Raw genomic sequence first — 14,216 nt, forward strand, 5'->3', positions numbered from 1 at the left:
CTACAGCCGCGCACCTAGTCAAGCACGACAACGGCCTCCACCTCGAAGAGCATCGGGTCGATTGCAAGCTTGGGAACGGGAACCAGAGTCTGCGCCGGCAGTGCCTCGACGAACATCTCCTTGACGTTCTTGGTCAACACCTCGAGCTTAGACATATTGTGATCGACCACGAAGACCGTGAGCTTGGCGACCTGATCCGGCCTCGCACCGAGCGCATCGAGGGCGGTGCGCAAATTTGCATAGGCCTGCGCAACCTGGACAGCGAAGTCGGGCGACAAGGCTCCCGTGCTGTCCTGGCCGCCCTGGCCGGAGATGTAGGCCACCCGGGCTCCGCGGGGCGTGATCACTGCCGTGCTGTAGCCATTCGGTGACGGGTCGTAGAGGGTTTGTGGATTGACGATGGTCAATTTGAGATCTTTCTCATTCGCCGTCGCAGCAGTGGAAACTCCCATGGTCATAACAATTAACCCTCCGATAAGCAGGCGCTTGGCGCGTGGCATGATTTTCTCTTGGCTCTGCGGACCGCGAGCAACGTAACCCTCGCGGCCGCCATGATTGAACATTAACCGGTATCGGCGATCGGCTCGTACACCGCACGAGCCAGTCGCATGGTACGATGTACGAGTCAATCGTTCAGGATCGACATTCATCGCGTTGCCGGTCAAAATCGATGGCCTGAACAGCGGGGAAGACGGATGGCAGCCAAACGCAGCGGCGCCCGGAGCACGCGGTCTCAACGGACAAGCGGGCGGCTCCAGCCCGTGCAGGAGTCGCGCAGTGAACCGCCTTTGTCGCGGGAACGTATCGTGGCGACCGCGGTGGAGCTGCTGGACGCTCAAGGGGTCGACGGATTGACGATGCGTCGGCTGGCCGATCGCCTCGGCTCGGGCGTGATGAGCCTATATTGGCACGTCGACAACAAGGAGGATGTCTTTGATCTGGCGCTCGATTCGGTGCTCGAATATCGTGGACCGCAAATGGTTGAGTCTCGAGACTGGCGCGGGCAAGTCGTCCATATGCTCGAAGACTGGCGCGCCAGCATGCTGCGCCATCCTTGGTCGGCATCGCTGTTGCCGCGCCGGGCGCTCGGCCCGAACATCCTCGGTCGCCTGGAACTGCTGAGCAAGACCTTGTCCAGGGCCGGTGTGGCGGACGCAGATCTGAACGTCGCGATATGGTCGCTGTGGAACTATGTGATGGGCGCCACCATCAGCCGGGCGAACTTCGACCTCTCGGACGACGGCAGGGCCGCCACGCAGCAGCGCCATACGCGTCTCAGCGAACGCTACCCGACAATTGAGCGCTCCCGTCTGCTGTTGGATAACGATTGGGATGGTGCTTTCCGGAAAGGCCTCGGCTTCCTGCTCGATGGCCTCTCTTCAAGAGGATGAACTCTTCCTTCACAGGCGTCGCTTCCTGCCGTGAACGGCCGAGATTCGAACTCGGTCGTTCAAAGGGATCAGTTTGTTTCGACCCTGACTGCCCCGTCCGACGGCGAGGGAACCCAAGCCTATTGCGCATCCGCGTGCGTGCTCAATTCGGCCCTCTTCCCATCCGAGACGACTGCGAGGTCGAGGACCTTCTGCAATTCGGCAGCATGCCGGAACGACGGTTCGGCCTGGACGCCGTTGCGGACTGCATCGACGAAGCGCTGGTAGTTGGTCGCCACCGTTCCGGCGTCGAGAACCTGCCATTTGGCGTTTTCGACATCTTCACCGATGCAGGCTTTCAGCTCCGAGCCGGTCAGATTGTGCACGACTTCGATGCCACCCTTGTCGCCGTAGATGCGCAGCCGGAGTTCGTTCAAATGGCCGGTTGCCCAGCGGCTGGCATGGACGACGCCGAAGGCGCCGTTGCTGAAATCCAGCGCCATGGTGAAGCTGTCATTGGCGTCGAGCCCGTACTCGCCGATGCGGTTGCCGGGCGCCTTGTCGAAGGATCTCAGCCGGCAGAACACATGGTCGATGTCGAGCGCCGCGCCATAGCTGGCGAAATCGAGAATGTGGATGCCGACGTCGCCCAGCACGCCATTGGAGCCGTGGCCGCGCGACAGCCGCCACAGCCATTTCGGATCGGTGCGCCAGTCGCCCCAGAACTTGGACACCAGCCAGCTCTGCAGATAGGACGCCTCGACATGCCTGACTGTGCCGATCTCGCCGGCCAGCACCATGGCGCGCGCCCTCTGCAGCGGCGCGACATTGCGATAGGTCAGGTTGACCATGTTGATGATGCCGGCCCGCTCGGCGCCATCGGCCATTTCACTGGCCCGCTGGTAATTTTCGGCCAGCGGTTTCTCGCACAGCACCGGCTTGCCCGCCGCGATCAGCATCATGGTGGTCGGATGGTGGACGCGATCGGGCGTCACGTTCGCCACCGCGTCGAACTTGCCCCATGCCAGCGCCTCGTCCAGCGACGCGAAGCGGTTGCGGATGCCGTAGATGTCCGAAAACTTGTCGACGCGCGTACGGTCGAGATCGACGGCGCCGATCAGTTCGACGCCCTCGATCTTGCCGAACTGCCTGGCGTGCTCCTCCGCCATCCAGCCGGTACCGAGTATCAACAGACGCATGATTCTTATCCTTAGGACAGGGCTTTATCTTCTTGTTCGATCATGGATTTCCCGAACCAACGGTTCGAGATCGTAGCCTAGCGGAAGCCGGCTTCGCCCGCGGAATGCAGCTTTCCGCCACGCTCGACGATCGGCTCGAGCGCCTTTTCCACCGGCACGTTCGGCGCATCGAGGATGGCCGGATTGGCGCCTTGCGGGTTGTGCGCCCATTTCACCGCATTGCGCAGCACCTTCTGGACATTGGCGTCGTGATAGGTCGGATAGGTCTCGTGGCCGGGCCTGAAATAGAAGATGTTGCCGGCGCCGCGGCGATAGGTCAGCCCCGACCGGAACACTTCGCCGCCCTGGAACCACGAGATGAACACGGTTTCCAGCGGCTCCGGCACGGCGAACTGCTCGCCATACATCTCCTCGTTCTCGAGCTCGAAATACTCGCCGATCCCGGCAGCGATCGGGTGATTGGCGCTGGTCACCCAAAGCCGCTCGCGCTCGCCCGCCTCGCGCCATTTCAGCGTGCACGGCGTGCCCATCAGCTTCTTGAATATCTTCGAGAAATGGCCGGAATGGAGAACGATCAGCCCCATGCCTTCCCAGACGCGGCGCGCCACGCGCTCGACCACTTCGTCGGCGACGCCGCCATGGTCCTTGTGTCCCCACCACAGCAAGACATCGGTCTCGGCCAGACGGTCGGCCGGCAGCCCATGCTCCTTCTGCTCCAGCGTTGCCCACGATACCGAAATCTCCGGGTCGAGCTTCAGCGCATTGGCAATAGTCGCATGCATGCCCTCGGGATAGATGCCCGCGACCACCTCATTGGTCCGCTCATGGATATTCTCGCCCCAGACGACAGCGCGTATTGTCATGATGTCCTCGTGATTGTTTGAAGCTGGAGCCGCCCCGGCCGGTCAGTCATAATATCCTCGGCCGGGAATGAAAACCGTTTCGCGGCCAGCTACTGACAATCTGTTGGAAAGCGGGCGGGAACGTCCGGGCGGCAAAACCAGCGATGCCGGGGGGCGAAGGATCGCGACAAAACGGCTTTCGTATTGCGTCGCTGCCGCTACCGTCTACGCGCCGCGGCCCTCTTGGGCGACGCGTGTCAACGGCTTCGACAGGCGCGGCACCACGACGAGGCGCTTGATCTTGCCCTTCTTGTAGGCGGCGAGGAAGCGGGCATAGTCCTTGAAGACGACGCAACCATTGGATTCGGCGCGGCCGCCGCGCAGCATGTAGGTGTGGGCGAGCAGGCCGTCGCGGCCATATTTGTTGCTGCCGCTGGCAGGGGTGAGACGCAGGGCCTCGACGCCGTGGAAGCGTGATTCCCGCAGCGTCAGATTGTAGGTGTCGGGCGGCGTCGGACCGACATTCTTTTTGTGAACATAGCGCGGCTGGTCGACCATCGCGCCCAGTCCCGAATGCGCCTCCAGCCGCGAGCCGTCGGGCATATAGACGGTCTTGGCCGAGATGTCGTAGACGGCGACGCCGCTGCCCATGCCGGGCGTGGTGAACAGGTTCCTGAAGGCCCCGCCGAGACCACCGGAAGGCATGTCGGGCTTGGCGTAGGCCAGCATGTCGCCGCCCTGCGTCTTCGACCGTTTGCCCGGCTTGCCCGACACGGCCGGCACTGCCGCTTGTGACGAATTGCGCGGCGACAGGCTGCCGGGTTGCGTCTCGACCGGCGGAGCGTCGGCCGTCTGGACCTTGCTCGCCCTGGATGTCTGGGTCTTGGATGCCTGGGCCTTGGATGCCTGGGGCGGCTCCGTTTTTGCTGCCTGATCCTTTAGCGCCCGGTCTTTCGGCGCCCGGTCTTTCGAGGCTTGAGCCTGAGGCGCTGCCTCATCGATGTCCGCCCGCGGACGCAGCGTCGGCAGCGGAATGCTGTCGGGCATGTCGTCTTGCGGCGGCAGCGAGGCCAGCTGGATCTCGGGTTCTTGCGGCTCTTGCGAAGCCGCGGGCTCGCTTGCCGCGACGGCTGCCGGAAGCATGTCGATCATCTGCTCCGGCAATGTATTCGCCAGCGCTAGCGCCAGTCGCGACGAGCGTTCGATCTCCGCCACCTCCGGCCCGAAGCGCACCGATGCCGGGCCGTTCGGGTCGGGTATGCGTACCGGCTCGGCGAACCGGGCGTCGGCCGGCAGGCTTGCGAGCATGACGGGTGAGCCGGAGGAGGCACGGGCAAAGGCGGCGGCAAGCTTTTGCGGCGACAGCGCGGCTTTGGCCACCACGTCGTCGAAGCTTGGATGCCGCGATGCGTCGGCGACAGGCGGCACGGTATTGCGCTTGAGACGCGCCGATTTTCCCCGGTGAACGAAGTTCGATGCCGACCGCAGGCAGTTGGCATCGCATCCATGCTGCAGCAGCTGGGCCGACAGCGCTGCGTTTGCCGCGGCCCATGTCGGGGCCTGCGCCTTTGCAAGGCTGCGGCGAGGATCGGCGAGCGCGATGGTGCGCGGCGCGAGCAGGCTTTGCGGAAGACCGTTGGAAGCGGCGGTGAGCGAGGTTGCCATCGAATTGAGGCCGGCCAAGGTCGCTACCGACCATAAAGCAATGGCTGCGCCGACGGCCGGAACCGCGACCCAGCGCAGGCCGGGCCTCATCGAAGTCAATCCAGTTGCAGGACTGTCACCCCGGATTTTCGCACTTACAAACGCCATTCAACCACTCTCAATCGGCCGATGCCGGCTAGCGGATTTCGCAGCCGTGACATTCACAGTTCGCCTGGTGCCCCCAGCACACTTCGCGTCTGTTGCCGATTGATTCAAAAGATGGACAAAGTTGGTTAACCAATCCCTCTACCGACCGCCGATTGGGCGACGGTCACACCGAAAAACGCCCTCCAAAACCTGCATAGTTGGCAAAACTGCCCTCCAATGATGACTTTGCTGCCCGTTTTTGTCGGCCGAGTCAAGAAAGCGAAATGACTAGACCTTGCTGGGCGGAGTTGGCCATGGCTGCCAAAATGAAGTCGGGCCTTCCAGAATCGCGCGGCCGGCAGCCGCCGCCATCAAGCCCCGGCTATCGGTCAACGGCCACTTGTCGAACTGCCACTTGTCGACTGCCACGCGGGCGAATGAACGGTTAACGTCTGAGAATTTGGGATAGCGGCAAGATGTTTGCTGCATAGCAGCTGAATGTCGCGAAGGCTGGAACGGGATATTCAAACACCTAGGCTACAGCCATGATTATGTGAGCCTGAATTTTGGCAGCAACCTCGCCGCTGCCATGCCTGTCTGCAATCGCGGCTGCGGCATAATCGGTTGCAGCGTCCAGCTTTCCCGCCTCTCTGGCCTCGATTTCGTTGCGAAGCAGAGTACCCTGGCAATAAGCAACGGCCGGAAGGCGCGGCGAGGAGGCACGGCTTTGTTCGGCCCTCGTCTCGATCACCACACCGGAAAAACCTGCGTCCTCCAGCTCGCTGCGGATCAGTGCCGTATCGTGGTAGCCATGCGGCGTGCGTGCCAGAAAGCGCGGCGGATCGTTCGGAAAAATCCTCGCCAGAGCATTCGTCACATCGTCGGCAAATACATTCTCTTCGATGCGATCCCATACGCTGAATAGAAAATGTCCTCCGGGTTTCAGGACTCGCCGGGCCTCGCGGTAGGCAGATGAGCGGTTGGGAAAGAACATCGCACCGAACTGACAACAAACGAGATCAAAGGTCGCATTTTCAAACGGCAGCGCCAGAGCATCAGCTTGACGCCATTTGATGCGATCGTCGGGAGCTTGCCGCGAAGCGGCATAGTCGAGCATCGGCTGGTTGAGGTCGGTTACGACATAGCTTGCACCGGTGGACAGTTTTGGCGCCAATGCGCGGGTGACAACCCCGGTGCCTGCGGCGGTTTCCAAAACGGCGCTTGGCGACAACGACGCTGCTCGTCGTGCAAGATCTGCGGCGAACGGCTCGAAAATCAAAGGCACCATATAGCGGTCGTAGTTTTCCGGAATTGAGCCAGCGAACACCTTGTCCGTTTCCAACATTGCTATCCCCGTCGCCCGTTTGATGGCTCGCCAGCATAGCATGGAATTGTTTGCTATTCGGTCGCATTCGACCGCGAGGCGTTTCGCTCCCGGAAGCTCCGGAACGCCGTGCTGCAATTACCTGCATATGTGTTAATATATTGCGGCCATGCGCATTGGTGCATGGCCAATACAATGGGAGGATGCGATGAAAACCATAAATCGCAGGTCTGCAATCGCGCTCGGCGTGACGGCGGCCGCGGTAATGCCTTTGTTCACGCTGGCGGCTGCTGCAAAGGTCAAGAAATACGGCCCGAAGGAAGGCAAGGAGATAGCCCCTGGCGTCAGGCTCGTTGAGGTCGGCACGGGCAATTCCGATATCCCCGCCTACAAGAGCATCTCAATTGTCGATATCGTCTTTCAGCCGGGAGCAGCCGCTCCTGCAATGGTAATGGACAACGACATGGTGTGCACCATTACCGCCGGTGAATTCACCATCAAGAAAGCCGACAAGCAATTCAAGCTCAAGGAAGGTGACGTCTATACCTGCTCCAAGGGCAAGACCGACGAGGCAGCCAACACCAGCAAGGTGGTCGGCATCCACCGTATCGCCGTCTTGATACCTGCCTAGCGCATGCCAACGAAAACCGGCCCGCGCCCCTCTTCGGAGACGCGGGCCTTTTGATGATCTGCCTGGCCTAAGCGGCGCGCAAATTCTCCAGGGGACGCAAATTCTGGTTCATGCGGAACAGGTTCAGCGGATCATAGCGCTGCTTGATCTCCAGAAGCCGCTGATGGTTTCCGCCATAGGCGGCTGCGACCCGGTCGACTTCGTCGTCCGGCATGAAGTTGACGTAGACCGTGCCAGCGGCGAAGGGCCTCGTGCCTTCATAGATGCCGCGCGCCCAGTCGATGCAGGCGCGGTCCATTGCCGGTTCGCGCCAGCGCGCGTGAACATTCATGACGTAGTGCGCGCTGCGTTGCGGAAACGCCGTTGCATCCGCTGTCACACGGCCCGCGGCACCGCCGAGATGGGCGAAGAATATCTCGCATTCCGGCCCCGGAAGCCGGGGTATCGCGGCCGTGACGACCTCGATCGCGCTGTCGGACAGCTCGGTGAAGTCATGGCTCTTCCAGTAGTTTCGAGCGCCTGGCGCCAGCAGCGGATCGAATGCCTGCTCCCAGCCGGTGAACGGGTTAGGACCGACAACATCGGCAATCGGTGTGCCGATGGCGCGAAGCCTTTGCGTCGCCTTCTCGCCCTCCTGGAGGTCGCCGCAATAGCACATAGCCAGGACCAGCACCTCCTTGCCATGCCATTGCGCCGGCAGGAACGGCAGCGGCGGCGCCTGCCGCATGACCACCCAGCAGGTCAACTCATTGGGCGCCGCTTCAAGCGCCGCCCGGTACTCACGCAGCACGTTTTCTGCATCGGCAAAAGGATGAACGACAAGTCCCGACAGGACCTGTGGACCGACCTGATGGAGCTTAAACTCGAAGGCCGTGACGACGCCGAAATTGCCGCCGCCACCGCGCAGCGCCCAGAACAGGTCCGGATTTTCCGTCTGGCTGGCGCGCAAAAGCTTGCCGTCTGCGGTGACCACGTCGGCGGAGAGAAGACTGTCGATGGTCATGCCGAATTTCCGCGTGATCCAGCCGAAGCCGCCGCCCAGCGTCAGGCCTGCGATGCCGGTCGTCGAGTTGATCCCGGTCGGCACTGCCAGTTCAAACGCCTGTGTTTCCCTGTCCACATCGGCGAGCGTCGCTCCAGGTTCCACCCATGCCCGCCGCGTCGCCGGATCGACCCGCACCGACTTCATCGGCGACAGATCGATCACCAGGCCGCCATCGCACACGGCGTTGCCGGCAATGTTGTGGCCGCCGCCGCGGACCGCAAGCAGAAGCCGGTTTTCCCTGGCAAAATTCACAGCGGCGATAACATCGGCGGCGCCGGCGCAGCGCACGATCAGTCCCGGCCGCCGATCGATCATGGCATTCCAGATCGTCCGTGCTTCGTCATAGGCGGCATCGCCTTCCCTAAGCATGGTGCCACGCAACTGCGCCGAAAACGCCTCCAGGGCTGCGGCGTCGACGGTCGTCGTGCCGCGCTCAAGTGTGGTGAGGCTCATGCTGTCCATGGCTTTCCTCCCGATTTACTTATGAGCCGTTTCTCCCTCCGCCCGCTTTGCAAGTGTGCGCTTATATTAGAAATCACGCAAGTTTATGGATGACCGCAGACCGGTCTGCGGGCCTGCATTGGCGCCCCTGCATCGGCGCATTCGCAAGCCGGCGCCGCGCTGGACATTTGGCTTCACGAAACGGCTCGGTGTTCTTCCCGAGCGGCCTCCCAGACCTCGCGCGCGGCGTCTGCATTCAGTGCCGCGATTCCCAGGCCGACGATCAGATCCGGCCATGCCGATCGCCATAGGAAAGCCGTCACCAACCCGGCCAGTATGATCGCGATGTTGGCGACGGCGTCGTTGCGGGCCGAGAGGAATGCCGCTCTGGTAAGACTGCCGCTGTAACGGCGGTAGCGCGCCAGCATGTAGGCGCATGACAGGTTGACCGCCAAGGCGCCTAGCCCTGCCAGCGTCAGCGCCGTTGGCTGCGGCGGCACCGGCATGTTGAACTTTTCCCACGCGGTCCACAGCGTCGCCAGGCCGGGCACCAGCAGGATAAGCGCCAGCGCCATGCCGACCCGCGAGCGGGCACGCAGCGACCATCCCATGGCGAGCAGTATGAGGAGATTGACCGAGGCATCTTCCAGGAAATCGACGCTATCGGCGAACAGCGACACCGAGCCGATCGCCAGCGCCACGGCGAATTCAATGCCGAAATAGCCGAGGTTCAACAGCGCGACGACAAGCACCACCCGGCGAAGGCCGTCCGACGTAATGGCTTGCTGCATGGTCTGTCCCGATGTGATGCCGTTGGTGCTCTTACCAGTTGTTTTTCCAACGCAACAGCCGCACGGCATTCGCTGTCACCAGCACCGTCGCCCCGGTGTCGGCGAGGATGGCGGGCCAAAGGCCGGTAATGCCGGCGATCGTCGTCACCAGGAACACCGCCTTCAGCCCCAATGCCATTGTAATGTTCTGTTTGATGTTGGCCATGGTTGCTTGGGACAGCCTGATCATGGCGGCGACGTCACCGACGCGTCCATGCAGCACCGCTGCGTCAGCCGTTTCAAGAGCGACATCGGTGCCGCCACCCATGGCGATGCCGACATCGGCCGCCGCAAGTGCCGGCGCATCGTTGATGCCATCTCCGACCTTGGCGACCCTGAGCCCCTGCCCCTTCAACTCGACAACGATGCGCTGCTTGTCCTCCGGCATCAATCCGGCGAGCACCTCAATGCCGAGTTGTTTGCCGATGGCAGCGGCGGTGCGCTTGTTGTCACCGGTCAACATGACTGTTTTGATACCAGCGTCAGTCAGCGCCTTCAGCCCGGCGAACGCGTCCGGCCGGGGTTCGTCGCGCATGGCGATGAAGCCGGCAAGAGCGTCGTCGATTAGCAGCACCGACACCGATTTTCCTTCATCGTTGAAGGCCGCGATGCGTGCAACCTGGTCGGCCGGCAGCGGGCTTATCTCGCCGGCAGCGACCGTCGAGCCCAGAAACAGGCTTTTGCCGCCGACACGACCGATTACCCCTTTGCCGCCGAGCGCCTTGGCATCAGCCGCAGGCGGCACGGGAACCTTGTCGAAACCAGCCCTTTGGAGGATGGCCAAAGCGAGGGGATGGCTTGAGCCGGTCTCAAGCGCTGCCGCGAGGGAAAGGACCTGACGTTCACTGGCGCCCACTGCAACGACATCGGTGACCTGTGGCTTGCCGAGCGTCAGCGTGCCGGTCTTGTCGAGCGCCACGGCAGTGATAGTGCCGAGCCCTTCCAGCACCGCGCCGCCCTTCATCAGCAGGCCGCGCCGGGCGCCCGCCGAAAGCGACGCGGCAATTGCCGCCGGCACAGAAATGACCAACGCGCACGGACAGCCGATGAGCAGCAGCGCCAGACCTTTGTAAATCCATTCGTTCCAATCGCCGCCAAGGAGCAGCGGTGGCATGATCGCGACGAGCAACGCGACGGCGACCACGCCGGGCATGTACCAGCGTGAGAAACGGTCGATGAACCGCTCGGTGGGCGCCTTGCTTTCCTGCGCCTCCTCGACGAGCTTGACGACCCGCGCAATCGTGTTGTCGGCGGCGGCCGCCGTCACCTTGATGCGCAGCACGCCGTCGCCGTTGATAGTGCCGGCAAAAACCGTGTCGCCAACCTTCTTGCCCCCCGGGACGCTTTCACCCGAAACAGGAGATTCATCAATGGCGCTCCCCCCTTCGGTGATCTCGCCATCAGCCGGAATCCGGTCGCCCGGCCGCACCAGGATGATAGCGCCCACGGCCAGGCTTTCGGCCCGCACCTCGCGGCTCCTCCCATCCTCTTCGACCAGCGCGGTCTTGGGAACCAGTGTGGTGAGCGCTTGGATGCCGGAACGCGCCTTCCCGGCAGCCACCCCTTCCAGAAGCTCGCCGATTAGGAACAGGAGGACCACCGTCGCCGCTTCCTCGCCGGCGCCGATGATCACGGCACCGGCGGCCGCGATGGTCATCAGCATTTCGATTGTGAACGGAATGCCGGCGAGTGCGGCCATGACGGCCCGGCGCGCGATCGGCACCAGCCCAATCAGCATAGCGGCGATGAAAGCCCAGGAGTCAGTGGCCGGCCACATGTAATAAACCGCAAAAGCCACCGCTAAGGCGACACCATTGGCGATGGTCAAGCCGCCCTTGGCGCTGTTCCACCATGGCCCCGACATTGGCGCATCATCGTTGCCATGCAATCCCGCTAATTTCTTGTCGTGACTGTGCGTTCTGTGGTCATGGTCGGCCAATTGATCGGAGGCCGGCGCTCCAGACTTGGCGGTCACCGGTGCAACAGCGTAGCCGAGGCCGGTGACTTTCCTCTCGATCGCGTCAAGATTGCTTTCGGGAGTATGAAGGACCGTCAGAATGCCTACCGAAACGGATACGCTAACATCCTGCACACCAGGCATCCACCGCACGGCGGTATCGATTTTGCTGGCACAGCTGGCGCAATCCATGCCTTCCACCCGGAATTTTGTCTCTTGTCCGATCGCAGCCATCTCGCACCCCTTGTAACTTTCAACGCGACGCTACATCCTCTAGTGACTAGAGGAGCAAGCGAAAAAATGTCAGCAGGTGTGACCATCGGTGAAGCAGCCCGACGCAGCGGCGTGAAGGTTCCAACCATCCGCTACTATGAGCAGATCGATTTGCTTCCAGCCCCTGCCCGCAGCGAAGCTAATCGCCGGCATTATGAAGCGGCCGATTTGCGCCGGCTCGCCTTCATCAGGCACGCGCGCGAGCTTGGGTTCGACATCGAGGCCATCAGGACGCTGCTGACGTTGCAGGATGATCCCCACCAGCCCTGTGGAACCGCCGACGCCATCGCCCAAGCCCGTCTGGCCGAGGTCGTCCAGCGAATACGCAGCCTTACCGCATTGAAGATCGAGCTGGAGCTGATGGTTGAGGGCTGCCGCCGGGGGAAAGTCTGCGAATGCCGTGTGATCGAGGTGCTTTCAGATCACGATCAATGTGAGCATCCTCGTCATTGATTTGCCAGACCAGAGCTCGCAGCAGCGCCGATGTCGCAGCATGCGGAGCTTGCAAAAGCCGCGCTTTGCAGTCAACCTGAGCGGATGATGGCAGGTCTGTCGCCAAAACGCCTCCTGGTCATGCTGCTTGCGGTTCTCGTGACCGCCGGGTTCAGCCTGTCCGCCGCCCAGGCTGCCGTCATGTCGGCGAGGATGGCGATCGACAGCCGCATGATGATGGTCGCAGATGCCGGCACCACCGACATGGCCAAGATGGCCGATGCCAAGGGCGGCGACTGCAGCGCTTGCCTCAAGAGCTCAGCCGACAACGACAAACCGATGCAATGTGCGCCGACCTGCGTCGCACCGGTTCTGGCGGTGCTGCCGGAAGCTCTCCCTGTAACGGGACTGCCGCAGGCCGAGCTGCCGCCGGCGCTTCCCGCCGCGTTCCTGCATGGGCGAAGTCTGCTGCCCGAGCCATTCCCTCCAAGACCCAGCGCTCTCGTCTGACGCCGTTCTGCCGTTTCCGCGGTTGATTGACGGCGTCTGATCGCCCGCTTGCGTGTACCGCGCAGCGGGCGCGGCAGCAATTCAATCGATGTCGCGACGTTCGCCGTCGGTTACCGCAAGGGTCACAAGAGTGAATTCCGTTTCAAGTCCGCCCATAACGCGCCGCAAATTCCTGTTTGCGGCAGCGAGCATTGCCGCCTCCGCAGCGATCCGCCCTGCACTGGCTACCGACGAACACCGGATCAGGGTGGCGCCGGGCCAGGCACGGCTCACCGGCCCCGATGGTCCGCGCACTCCGGTATGGGCCTATGATGGCACGGTCCCGGGCCCGACACTGCGCTTGCGCCAGGGGCGGCCCGCTCGCATCGTCGTCGAGAACGGACTGGGCGAAGACACCACGGTTCACTGGCACGGCATCCGGCTGCCGAACGCGATGGACGGAGTACCCGGCCTGACGCAGAAGCCGATCAGGCCAGATGAAAACTTTACTTATGAATTCACCCCGCCCGATGCCGGCACCTTCTGGTATCACCCGCACGCCAACAGCCTGGTTCAGCTCGGTCGTGGCCTTGCCGGCGCGCTGATCGTCGAGGAGGCCGAGCCGATCGCCGTCGACCGCGACATTCTGTGGCTGCTGCAAGACTGGCGGCTTGCGGCCGATGGACAGATCGCCGCCGGCTTCGGCAGCGCGATGGATGCCGCCATGTCCGGCCGCGTCGGCGGTCTCGTGACCCTCAACGGCGCGCGCCCGGCGGACCAGAAGGTGCGGACCGGCGAGCGCCTCCGGCTGCGGCTGGCCAATGCATCGCTCGCCCGCATCATGGCTCTGAGCTTCGAAGGCCACCGGCCGGTTGTCATCGCCATCGACGGCCAGCCCTGCGATCCGCACGAGCCTGAAAGCGGCCGCCTGGTGCTGGCGCCTGCGATGCGCGTCGATGTCCAGCTCGACCTGCAGGGCGACCCCGGCAGCCGGCACGCGGTGATCGACGATTACTACGATGGCCTCGCCTACACCCTGACCACGCTCGCCTACGACGCCGGAGCGCCGCTGCGCGACCATCCTCTCGATGCGCCGCTTCGCTTGCCGGCCAATCCGCTGCCGGCCCCCGACCTGGCCAGGGCCGAACGGCATGAAATCGTCCTGCAGGGCGGCATGATGGGCGGCGGCAAGCTGGCCGGCGTCGGCGGCATGATGGGCATGGCGATGCCCGGCATGAACAGCGCCGCCTGGGCAATCAACGGCATGTCGATGACCGGCGATGGCCACGCCGGCATGGCGCCGCAGTTCACACTGTCGCGCGGCGCCACCTGCCGTCTCACCATGCGCAACGAAACCGCCTGGTGGCACCCCATGCACGTCCATGGCTTCAGCCTGTCGGTGCTTTCGCGCAATGGTTCGCCAGTGCCGCACCGGCAATGGCAGGACACGGTGCTGCTCGCCCCCAAGGACACGATCGAATGCGCCTTCGTTGCCGACAATCCCGGTGACTGGATGCTGCACTGCCATGTCGCCGATCACCAGATGGCCGGCTTGATGACAGTGTTCCGCGTGACCTGAAAGCTTTATCCAA

General features: G+C 62.9%; 13 protein-coding genes. 5 read left to right on the forward strand and 8 right to left on the reverse strand.

Annotated features, from left to right (window positions below):
- Positions 1-14: 14 nt before the first annotated feature.
- Positions 15-500, reverse strand: coding sequence for a RidA family protein (locus NKJ46_RS03135; protein WP_352661753.1), 486 nt, complete (start codon positions 498-500; stop codon positions 15-17).
- Between the two features lie 195 nt (positions 501-695).
- On the opposite strand from NKJ46_RS03135, the gene NKJ46_RS03140 reads away from it, so the two are divergent.
- Complete coding sequence (locus NKJ46_RS03140; RefSeq protein WP_352661756.1) at positions 696-1,391, forward strand: TetR/AcrR family transcriptional regulator; 696 nt, start codon at positions 696-698, stop codon at positions 1,389-1,391.
- A 119-nt stretch (positions 1,392-1,510) separates the two neighbouring features.
- Here NKJ46_RS03140 and NKJ46_RS03145 read toward each other — a convergent pair whose 3' ends face one another.
- The 4 genes from NKJ46_RS03145 to NKJ46_RS03160 form a co-directional block, all read right to left on the reverse strand.
- Positions 1,511-2,569, reverse strand: a complete 1,059-nt coding sequence (locus tag NKJ46_RS03145; RefSeq protein ID WP_352661759.1) for a Gfo/Idh/MocA family protein — start codon at positions 2,567-2,569, stop codon at positions 1,511-1,513.
- Positions 2,570-2,646: 77 nt separating this feature from the next.
- A complete protein-coding gene (locus NKJ46_RS03150) occupies positions 2,647-3,432 on the reverse strand; it encodes a ThuA domain-containing protein (RefSeq protein ID WP_352661762.1) in 786 nt (261 codons plus the stop codon).
- A 204-nt stretch (positions 3,433-3,636) separates the two neighbouring features.
- Positions 3,637-5,166, reverse strand: coding sequence for a DUF2778 domain-containing protein (locus tag NKJ46_RS03155; protein ID WP_352661765.1), 1,530 nt, complete (start codon positions 5,164-5,166; stop codon positions 3,637-3,639).
- 568 nt (positions 5,167-5,734) lie between these two features.
- Entirely contained in the window at positions 5,735-6,547 is an 813-nt protein-coding gene (locus NKJ46_RS03160) for a class I SAM-dependent methyltransferase (RefSeq protein ID WP_352661768.1), read from the reverse strand.
- A gap of 187 nt (positions 6,548-6,734) precedes the next feature.
- Between NKJ46_RS03160 and NKJ46_RS03165 the strand changes: the two genes are divergently transcribed.
- Positions 6,735-7,157, forward strand: coding sequence for a hypothetical protein (locus tag NKJ46_RS03165; RefSeq protein ID WP_352661771.1), 423 nt, complete (start codon positions 6,735-6,737; stop codon positions 7,155-7,157).
- Positions 7,158-7,224: 67 nt separating this feature from the next.
- On the opposite strand, the gene NKJ46_RS03170 is transcribed toward NKJ46_RS03165, so the two are convergent.
- The 3 genes from NKJ46_RS03170 to NKJ46_RS03180 all read right to left on the reverse strand — a co-directional run bounded on the left by NKJ46_RS03170 (position 7,225) and on the right by NKJ46_RS03180 (position 11,664).
- The gene (locus tag NKJ46_RS03170; RefSeq protein ID WP_352661774.1) at positions 7,225-8,664 is read right to left on the reverse strand and encodes an FAD-binding oxidoreductase; all 1,440 of its coding nucleotides are present in this window, start codon (positions 8,662-8,664) and stop codon (positions 7,225-7,227) included.
- Positions 8,665-8,837: 173 nt separating this feature from the next.
- Positions 8,838-9,434: a cation efflux transmembrane domain-containing protein gene (locus NKJ46_RS03175; RefSeq protein WP_352661777.1), complete on the reverse strand. Its 597-nt coding sequence runs from the start codon at positions 9,432-9,434 to the stop codon at positions 8,838-8,840.
- Between the two features lie 31 nt (positions 9,435-9,465).
- Positions 9,466-11,664, reverse strand: a complete 2,199-nt coding sequence (locus NKJ46_RS03180; protein WP_352661779.1) for a heavy metal translocating P-type ATPase — start codon at positions 11,662-11,664, stop codon at positions 9,466-9,468.
- A gap of 66 nt (positions 11,665-11,730) precedes the next feature.
- Between NKJ46_RS03180 and NKJ46_RS03185 the strand changes: the two genes are divergently transcribed.
- The 3 genes from NKJ46_RS03185 to NKJ46_RS03195 all read left to right on the forward strand — a co-directional run bounded on the left by NKJ46_RS03185 (position 11,731) and on the right by NKJ46_RS03195 (position 14,203).
- On the forward strand, positions 11,731-12,156 hold the full coding sequence (locus NKJ46_RS03185) for a MerR family transcriptional regulator (RefSeq protein WP_352661782.1): 426 nt from the start codon (positions 11,731-11,733) through the stop codon (positions 12,154-12,156).
- 87 nt (positions 12,157-12,243) lie between these two features.
- Positions 12,244-12,645 carry a hypothetical protein gene (locus tag NKJ46_RS03190; RefSeq protein ID WP_352661784.1) on the forward strand — a complete coding sequence of 134 codons (402 nt, stop codon included), beginning with the start codon at positions 12,244-12,246 and terminating at the stop codon, positions 12,643-12,645.
- 130 nt (positions 12,646-12,775) lie between these two features.
- Complete coding sequence (locus tag NKJ46_RS03195) at positions 12,776-14,203, forward strand: multicopper oxidase family protein (RefSeq protein WP_352661786.1); 1,428 nt, start codon at positions 12,776-12,778, stop codon at positions 14,201-14,203.
- Positions 14,204-14,216: the final 13 nt, after the last annotated feature.

The organism is Mesorhizobium sp. M0166 (genome assembly GCF_040322255.1).
In the GTDB taxonomy this organism is placed as follows: domain Bacteria; phylum Pseudomonadota; class Alphaproteobacteria; order Rhizobiales; family Rhizobiaceae; genus Mesorhizobium.